This is a genomic window from Pseudomonas sp. RGM2987, assembly GCF_022952855.1.
In the GTDB taxonomy this organism is placed as follows: domain Bacteria; phylum Pseudomonadota; class Gammaproteobacteria; order Pseudomonadales; family Pseudomonadaceae; genus Aquipseudomonas.
The window spans coordinates 1-8,335 of record NZ_JALJDX010000083.1 but is presented as its reverse complement, the minus strand read 5'-3'; the positions used below and the strand labels follow the sequence as shown (position 1 = coordinate 8,335).

Below are 8,335 nucleotides of genomic sequence, written 5' to 3'. Positions count from 1 at the left end.
GTACGACGGCAGGCACACCGTCATCGCGAGCAGGCTCGCTCCCACACTGATCTCTCACCGGCCTTTGAACTGCGCCACGTTCGGCGCTCGCTCCTGGGCTTGCGTCTGATCCGCCACTCCCAGGCGCTCACCCGTCTGCGCATCAAATAGTAATACTTTTTGAGGATCAAATTGAAGCGTCAGATTCTCCCCTGCTTGCGGCGCGACGTCCGGCGCCAGGCGGCAGCAAACCTTGGTGTCATTTAGACTGACAAATACCAGGGTGTCCGGCCCGGTCGGCTCAGTGACCTGGACCTCGGCGCGGATGGTCGGCAAGCCGTTGGGCTCGCTGCCGGCCAGCACGATCTGTTCCGGACGCAGGCCGAGAATCACTTCGCGGTCTTCAAGGCCGGCGTCCTGCATGCCCAGCGGCAGCTCGCACCGGGCCTGGCCGCTGTCGAGCAGCGCCAGCAGGCGACCGTCCTTGCGTTGCAGGCGCAGGGGGATGAAGTTCATCGGCGGCGAACCGATGAAGCTCGCCACGAACAGGTTGGCCGGGTTGTTGTAGATGTCTTTCGGCGTACCGAACTGCTGGATGATCCCGTCCTTCATCACCGCCACCTTGTCGCCCAGCGTCATGGCTTCGATCTGGTCGTGGGTGACGTAGACCGTGGTGGTTTTCAGGCGCTGGTGCATCAGTTTCATTTCGGTGCGCATCTCGACCCGCAGCTTGGCGTCGAGGTTGGACAGCGGTTCGTCGAACAGGTAGATCTTCGGCCGTCGCGCCAGCGCCCGGCCCATGGCCACGCGCTGCTGCTGGCCGCCCGAGAGCTGTCCGGGCTTGCGGTTGAGCAAGTGTTCGATCTGCAACAGCTTGGCCACGCGGGTGACCTCTTCGTCGATGGCCGACTGGCTCATCTTGCGGATCTTCAAGCCGAACTCGATGTTCTCGCGCACGCTCATGGTCGGGTACAGCGCGTAGGACTGGAACACCATGGCGATGTCGCGATCCTTGGGGCTCATGCCGCTGACGTCCTGGTCGCCGATCATGATCGCGCCACCGGTGATGGTCTCCAGGCCGGCGATGCAGTTCATCAGTGTCGACTTGCCGCAACCCGAAGGGCCGACCAGGATCAGGAACTCACCGTCCTTGATCGACAACTCGATGTTCTTCAGGGTGTCCGGCAGGCCGGCACCATAGGTCTTGTGTACATTGCGAAGTTCGAGCGTTGCCATGATTACCCCTTGACTGCGCCGGCCGTCAGGCCGCGCACGAAATACTTGCCTGCGACCACATAGACCAGCAGGGTCGGCAGCCCGGCGATCATCGCCGCCGCCATATCAACGTTGTATTCCTTGGCCCCGGTGCTGGTGTTGACCAGGTTGTTCAGCGCCACCGTGATCGGCTGCGAATCGCCGCTGGAGAACACCACGCCAAACAGGAAGTCGTTCCAGATCTGGGTGAACTGCCAGATCAGGCAGACCATGATGATCGGGGTCGACATCGGCAGGATGATCCGCCGGAAGATGGTGAAGAACCCCGCACCGTCCAGGCGTGCGGCCTTGACCAGCGCATCGGGAATGCTCACGTAGTAGTTACGGAAGAACAGCGTGGTGAACGCCAGCCCGTAGACCACGTGCACAAACACCAGGCCGGTGGTGGTACTGGCCAGGCCCATCTTGCCGAGGGTGAACGACGCCGGCAGCAGCACGGTCTGGAACGGCAGGAAGCAGCCGAACAGCAGCAGACCGAAGAACAGCTGCGAGCCGCGGAAGCGCCACATCGACAACACGTAGCCGTTCAACGCACCGATGGCGGTGGAGATCAGCACCGCCGGGACGGTGATTTTGATCGAATTCCAGAAGTAGCCATCCACCGTGGCCCAGGCCTTGACCCAACCGATACCGCTGACCACGGTCGGCCAGCTCAGCAGGTTGCCGGTGCTGATGTCTTCCGGGGTCTTGAAGCTGGTCAGCAGCATGACCACCAACGGCACCAGGTACAGCAACACGGCGAGGATCAGCACCGCGTAGATCGTGATGCGGCTCAGGCTGATGGAAGGTTTGGCGGCGAGACTAGTCATGACGCTTGGTCCTCAGCTCGGAGTACAGGTAAGGCACGATGATTGCGAGAATCGCACCGAGCATCAGGATCGCACTGGCCGAGCCCATACCCATCTGGCCACGACTGAAGGTGAAGGAGTACATGAACATCGCCGGCAGGTCGGAGGAATAACCCGGGCCGCCGGCGGTCATCGCCGCCACCAGGTCGAAGCTCTTGATCGCGATGTGCGCCAGGATCATCACCGCGCTGAAGAACACCGGACGCAGGCTGGGTAGCACCACCTTGAGGTAGATGCGCGGCATGCTCGCGCCGTCGATCTGTGCGGCGCGGATGATCGACTGGTCGACACCCCGCAGGCCGGCCAGGAACATCGCCATGATGAAGCCCGACGCTTGCCACACCGCCGCGATCACCAGGCAGTACACCACCCGGTCCGGGTCGATCAGCCAGTCGAGGCGGAAACCTTCCCAGCCCCAGTCACGCAACAATTTGTCCAGGCCCATGCCCGGGTTGAGCAGCCATTTCCAGGCCGTGCCGGTGACGATCATGGAGAGCGCCATCGGGTACAGGTAAATGGTGCGGATGAAACCTTCGCGGCGGATGCGCTGGTCGAGGAACACCGCCAGCAACACCCCGATCACCAGGGTGATGCCGATGAACATGCCGCCGAACACGGCCAGGTTCTTGCTCGCCACCCACCAACGATCGTTGTCCATCAACCGCGCGTATTGCGCCAGGCCAGCCCATTTGTAGTTCGGCAAGAAGGTCGAGGTGGTGAACGACAGCACGAACGTCCACAAGATATAGCCATAGAAGCCCACCAGGACGATGAACATGCTCGGCGCCAGCACCAGTTTTGGCAGCCAGCGTTGCAGCGCATCGAACGGCGAGGCCTTGCTGAACACAGCAACAGAACTCATGGGAAGATCCAGTACAGGGATTGGAAACTACAGTGATATCCCTTGTGGGAGCGGGCTTGCTCGCGAAGGCGTCGTGTCAATCCATACACGGTTGCCTGACACTCCGCTTTCGCGAGCAAGCCCGCTCCCACAGGGCTAACGGTTACTTGGCCGACTGCACCGCAGCGCCCAGCTTCTTGGCAGCATCGGCCGGGTCGGCTTTCGGGTCGTTGATGTAGTTGGTCACGACATCAAAGAACGCGCCCTGCACCGCCAGCGTGGTCGCCATGTTGTGCGCCATGCTCGGCTGCAGGCCGCCGGACTTGGCGTCCGCCAGGAAGTCCTTGGCCGCGGTCTGGGCGCAGGAATCGAAGCCATACTTGGCCATGTCGGCCAGCATGTCGTTGCGCACCGGGATCGAGCCTTTGTTGATGCTGAAGACTTTCTGGAAGTTCTCACCCAGCACCACTTTGGCAATGTCCTGCTGACCGGCCGAGGTGCCCTTGTCCTTCTGCTTGAACACCGCCAGGGAGTCGATGTTGTAGGTAAAGGCCTTGTCGGTGCCCGGGAAGGCAACGCACTCGTAGTCCTTGCCGGCGACTTTCTTGGCGGCGGTCCATTCGCTCTTGGCCCAGTCGCCCATGATCTGCATGCCGGCCTTGCCGTTGATGACCTTGGCTGCTTCCAGGTTCCAGTCCTGGCCCTTGCCGTCGGCGTCCATGTAGGTCGCGACTTTCTTCAGCTCAGTCAGCGCCTTGACCATTTCCGGACCGGTCAGGGCTTTGTTGTCCAGGTCGACCAGGGCTTTCTTATAGCCATCGGCACCCATCACCGAAAGCACCACCGCTTCGAACACGGTGCTGTCCTGCCAAGGCTGACCACCATGGGCGAGCGGAATGAAACCCGCCGCCTTGAGTTTGTCGCCAGCGGCATAGAACTCTTCGAGGGTGGTCGGGTTTTTCGTGATACCGGCTTTCTTGAAGACTTCCGGGTTGATCCACAGCCAGTTGACGCGGTGGATGTTCACCGGCACGGCCACGTAGTCACCGTCGTACTTCACGGTATCGGAGACTTTCTTGTCGAGCAGGCTGTCCCACTTCTCTTCCTTGGCAACGTCTTTGAGGACGTCACTGTCGAGCAGCCCGGTGGACGCCCATTCCTGGATGTCCGGGCCTTTGATCTGGGCCACGCCCGGTGGGTTGCCAGCTACGGCACGGCTCTTGAGCACGGTCATGGCAGTGGAACCGCCACCCCCTGCGACCGCACCGTCCTTCCAGGTAAAGCCATCTTTTTCTACCTGGGCCTTGAGCACATCGACCGCGGCTTTTTCGCCACCCGACGTCCACCAGTGGACGACTTCCACGGAACCTTTGGATTCGGCGGCCAGGGCGCTGATAGGGAATGCTGCGACGGGAAGCAAGGAAGCAAGAGAAATGACAGTAGCGAGGCGAGAAATCGCATTCATCTAGAAGTACCTTTCTTGTTGTTATGCATGCAAGTCTGGTGCTTGCGCTGCATGGATTCTAATCAGAGGGAATCCCTTCGCAGGTAACGAAGGGACGTGCAAATGTCACGACACGGTTACACAGCCAAAGTGCCGGAAAACTGCGCCAGAGCCGACGCCATGCTCGGTGCCAGGGGCAGACGCGGGATCAGCACGGCCTGCCAGGCGTGATACAGGTCCGGCTTGCCCGGCCAGATATCGGCGCTGGGACGGTTTTGCGGATCGAGCTCGTGATGCCAACTGCCGTTGCAGCGGTCGATGAAATACGTGTCACAAAATTCCCAGAATTGCCGGTACCAGGTTTCGTAGGTGGCCTCGCCGGTGCGCTTGAGCAAGGCGCTGGCGGCCGCGGCGGCCTCGGCGTGGACCCAATGCAGACGGTGACGGACCACGGCGCGATTGTCCCAGTCCAAGGTGTAGACAATGCCCGGCGCGCCGTCGACGTCCCAGCCATGACGGCAGTTCTGCTCGAAAAGTTTTTGCGCGTCCTGGACCAGCCAGCCCGGCGTCAGCATGCCGGCCTGGACCCGCGCCGCTTCGAGATGCAGCAGTAGCCGCGCCCATTCAAAACCGTGGCCGGGGGTGGTGCCATACGGGCGGAAGCCATCGGCCGGATTGTCGTGGTTGTACTCGCGCAACGGTTGCCAGTGGCGATCGAAATGCTCCACCACCAGATAATCGTTCGCGGCGGCATGACCATGGATCACCCGTTCGACGATGCGCAACGCGCGGGCCAACCAACGCGGATCATCGGTGGCGTCGGCCAGGGCCAGGAACGCTTCGGTGGCGTGCATGTTGCTGTTGGCGCCGCGATAGGCCTCCTCATCGCTCCAGTCGCGGGAGAAAGACTCGCGCAGAGTGCCCTCCTCTTCGCTCCAGAAATGTGTGTCGATAATCCGCACCGCCTCATCCAGCAAGGCCTGGGCGCCGGGGCGCCGGGCGATTACTGCCGAACTGGCGGCCAGGGCCACGAAGGCATGCAGGTAAGCGGCCTTGCCATCGCCATCCTCATGGGGTCGCGCCGTGGCAAACCAGCCACCGTGCTCGGCATCGCGCAAGGCACCACTGAGGGCCTGGACGCCATGGTCCACCAGCCCGGTAAAACCCGGCAGGCCCTGGATATGGGCCATGGCAAAGCTGTGGGTCATGCGCGCGGTGTTCATGGTCTCGGCCCGGGCATCGGGCGGCAGACGGCCCTGGTCGTCCAGGTTGCCAAAGCCGTCCGGCAGCTTCGACGCCTTGGCGAATTCCAGCAATCGCAAACCTTCGGCAGCGAGCCAGTGCTGGTGGGCAGGCGCCTTCAGCCAACTGCTGAAGGCCGGTTGGAAGGTGTTCATCGGGGAAGACCTTTTTGTTGTTTTGACGCGGGGGAGTCTAAACAAGGGAGGGTGGGTGGCAGGTAACGAAAGGGGCGAGTTATGTCACAGGCTTGTGACATTTCTCCAAGAGATGAGGTGAGGCTGCTGGCGTCTTCGCGGGCAAGCCCGCTCCCACAGGGGGCGCGGGCGTTCCACAAATCTCCTGTGGGAGCGGGCTTGCTCGCGATGAACGATAACGCGGCCTGACTAATCGACACTGCGAGGCAACTGCAACGTCACCCGCAACCCACCCTCGCGCAGGTTCTGCAGCGTCACTTCGCCGCCATGACTGTGGGCGATGTTGCGGGCGATGCCCAGTCCCAGGCCATAGCCCTGCTGTTGCCCGGCCAGGCGAAAGTGCGGTTCGAAGACTTGCTCAAGCCGCTGCTCTGGCACGCCAGGGCCTTCGTCGTCGACATGCAGGACAAACGCGGTCTCATCGTCATCGATATGCAGGTGGGCGTTCTGCCCGTATTTCAAGGCGTTGTCGATCAAGTTGCCAATGCAGCGCTTGAGCGCCAGCGGCTTGCCGGGATACGGCGCTTGCGCCCGACCGTCCTGGGTCACCCGGCCGTTGCCGTTGGGCGCCAGGTACGGTTCGATCAGGCATTCGAGTACATGGTTGAGGTCCACCGGCTCGATGTTCTCATGGATGTCGGTGTCCTTGACGCATTGCAGCGCGCCTTTGACCAACAGCTCCAGCTCGTCCAGGTCGCGGCCGAACTTGGCCTGCAGGTTCTCGTCCTCCAGCAGCTCGACACGCAACCGCAGACGGGTGATGGGCGTGCGCAAATCATGGGAGATCGCACTGAACAACTGGCTGCGCTCGGTCAGGTAGCGGCTGATGCGTTCGCGCATGGCATTGAACGCCCGCCCGACTTCCACCACTTCGCTGCCGCCGCCCTCGGCCACCGGTTCCACTTCAGCACCGAGGGACATGTCTCGCGCCACGCGGGCCAGACGCTTGAGCGGCCGGCTCTGCCAATGCACCAGCAAGCCGATGAACAGTAACAGCAGGCTACTGGTGAGCACGATGAAACCGACCTGCTGCTTGGGCAGGTCCTGTTCTTCGAGGCTGGTGTAGGGTTCTGGCAGCAACGAGGCGATATACAGCCATTCGCCGGGCGCCATCTGGATCTGCGTGACCAACACCGGCGGGTTCACCGGTTCCAGCGTCAAGGCGTAATGCGCCCAGGAGCGCGGCAGTTCGTCGAGTTTCAGCCCACCGTTGAAGATCCGCAGGTCCTCGGGGCTGACGAACTTCACCGAGATGTCGGCGTTATTGCCCAGGGAGCGGCGCAACACCTCGTCCACCGCCTTGAGCACTGCGAGCTTGCGCGGCGTCACCGGCAATACGTCCATGCCCAGGGGCTTGTCGTTGAGCGTGACGACAAACCGCGTGCCGCCCATGCTGCGCAACTGATCCAGCACCAGCGGTCGATATGCCACCGGCAGCGAACGCAGGTAGCTGACGCTGGCGGTCATCGAGTGGGCCAGGCTGCGGGCGGCGGTGACCAGGCCTTCGAGCTGAGTGGCGCGCAGTTGCGAGACCCAGATCACGCTGGACAGGGTCTGGGCGAACAGCACCACCAGCAAGGTCAGCAGCAGCATCCGCCCGAGCAGCGAGCGCGGCACCGGGACCCGCTTTGCGACCTTCCTGATCCAGTCAGTGACCATTGCTGGCAACCACGGTGGCCGCCAGTTGATAACCGCTGCCGCGCACGGTGCGGATCAGCCGCGGTGGCTTCTCAGTGTCGCGCAGACGCTGGCGCAGGCGGCTGACCGCCATGTCGACGATCCGGTCCAGGGGCATCAGTTCACGCCCCCGGGTGGCGTTGCCGATGGTGTCGCGGTCGAGGATTTCCTGGGGATGGTCGAGGAACAGCTTGAGCAAGGCAAAGTCGGCGCCGGAGAGAATCACCTCCTCACCGTCAGCGTGAAACAGTCGGTGGCTGACCATGTCCAGCCGCCATTCATCGAAGGCCAGCACCTCACCGCCGGAGCGTTCCTGGCCGAATTGCGCCCGACGCAGCAAGGCCTTGATCCGCGCTTGCAGTTCACGGGGGCTGAAGGGTTTGCCCAGGTAATCATCGGCCCCCAGCTCCAGGCCGATCACCCGGTCGGCCTCGTCGGAACTGGCGGTGAGCATGATGATCGGCACATGGGCCTGGCGCGGGTGCTGGCGAACCCAGCGGCACAGGCTGAAGCCGTCTTCGTCCGGCAGCATCACGTCGAGAATCACCAGGTCGCTCGGCGCATCGTTCAACGCCTGGCGAAATCCGGCGCCGTCGGGCGTGGTGCGCACCTGGAAACCCGCACGGCTGAGGTAGGTGTCCAGCAGCTCGCGAATCTCCTGGTCGTCGTCGACCAACAAAATCGATTTGTTTACTGAACTCACGGGCCTCGTCCTTGCTGGTTGGATTGGCGGATTATGCCTGATGGACGGGATCTATAAACAACCGCAACCCTTTGTGGGAGCGGGCTTGCTCGCGAATGCGGGGTTTCATTCAACATTTTCGTCGACTGACAC

7 protein-coding genes are annotated in these 8,335 nt (G+C 62.3%); all 7 read right to left on the bottom strand.

The genetic code is table 11. The features are described 5' to 3' along the window. Positions 1 to 54: 54 nt before the first annotated feature. Entirely contained in the window at positions 55 to 1,215 is a 1,161-nt protein-coding gene (ugpC, locus tag RGM2987_RS01220) for a sn-glycerol-3-phosphate ABC transporter ATP-binding protein UgpC (protein WP_245138297.1), read from the bottom strand. A gap of 2 nt (positions 1,216 to 1,217) precedes the next feature. Next, complete coding sequence (locus tag RGM2987_RS01215; protein WP_245138296.1) at positions 1,218 to 2,063, bottom strand: carbohydrate ABC transporter permease; 846 nt, start codon at positions 2,061 to 2,063, stop codon at positions 1,218 to 1,220. Then, positions 2,056 to 2,964, bottom strand: a complete 909-nt coding sequence (locus tag RGM2987_RS01210) for a sugar ABC transporter permease (protein WP_245138295.1) — start codon at positions 2,962 to 2,964, stop codon at positions 2,056 to 2,058. Before RGM2987_RS01210 ends, RGM2987_RS01215 begins: the two co-directional genes overlap by 8 nt. Positions 2,965 to 3,106: 142 nt before the next feature. Then, complete coding sequence (locus RGM2987_RS01205; RefSeq protein ID WP_245138294.1) at positions 3,107 to 4,408, bottom strand: ABC transporter substrate-binding protein; 1,302 nt, start codon at positions 4,406 to 4,408, stop codon at positions 3,107 to 3,109. Positions 4,409 to 4,524: 116 nt separating this feature from the next. Further along, on the bottom strand, positions 4,525 to 5,784 hold the full coding sequence (locus tag RGM2987_RS01200; RefSeq protein ID WP_245138293.1) for an AGE family epimerase/isomerase: 1,260 nt from the start codon (positions 5,782 to 5,784) through the stop codon (positions 4,525 to 4,527). A 228-nt stretch (positions 5,785 to 6,012) separates the two neighbouring features. Continuing rightward, positions 6,013 to 7,482, bottom strand: a complete 1,470-nt coding sequence (locus RGM2987_RS01195) for an ATP-binding protein (RefSeq protein WP_245138292.1) — start codon at positions 7,480 to 7,482, stop codon at positions 6,013 to 6,015. Beyond that, positions 7,472 to 8,203, bottom strand: coding sequence for a response regulator transcription factor (locus RGM2987_RS01190; RefSeq protein WP_245138291.1), 732 nt, complete (start codon positions 8,201 to 8,203; stop codon positions 7,472 to 7,474). Before RGM2987_RS01190 ends, RGM2987_RS01195 begins: the two co-directional genes overlap by 11 nt. Positions 8,204 to 8,335 lie beyond the last annotated feature (132 nt).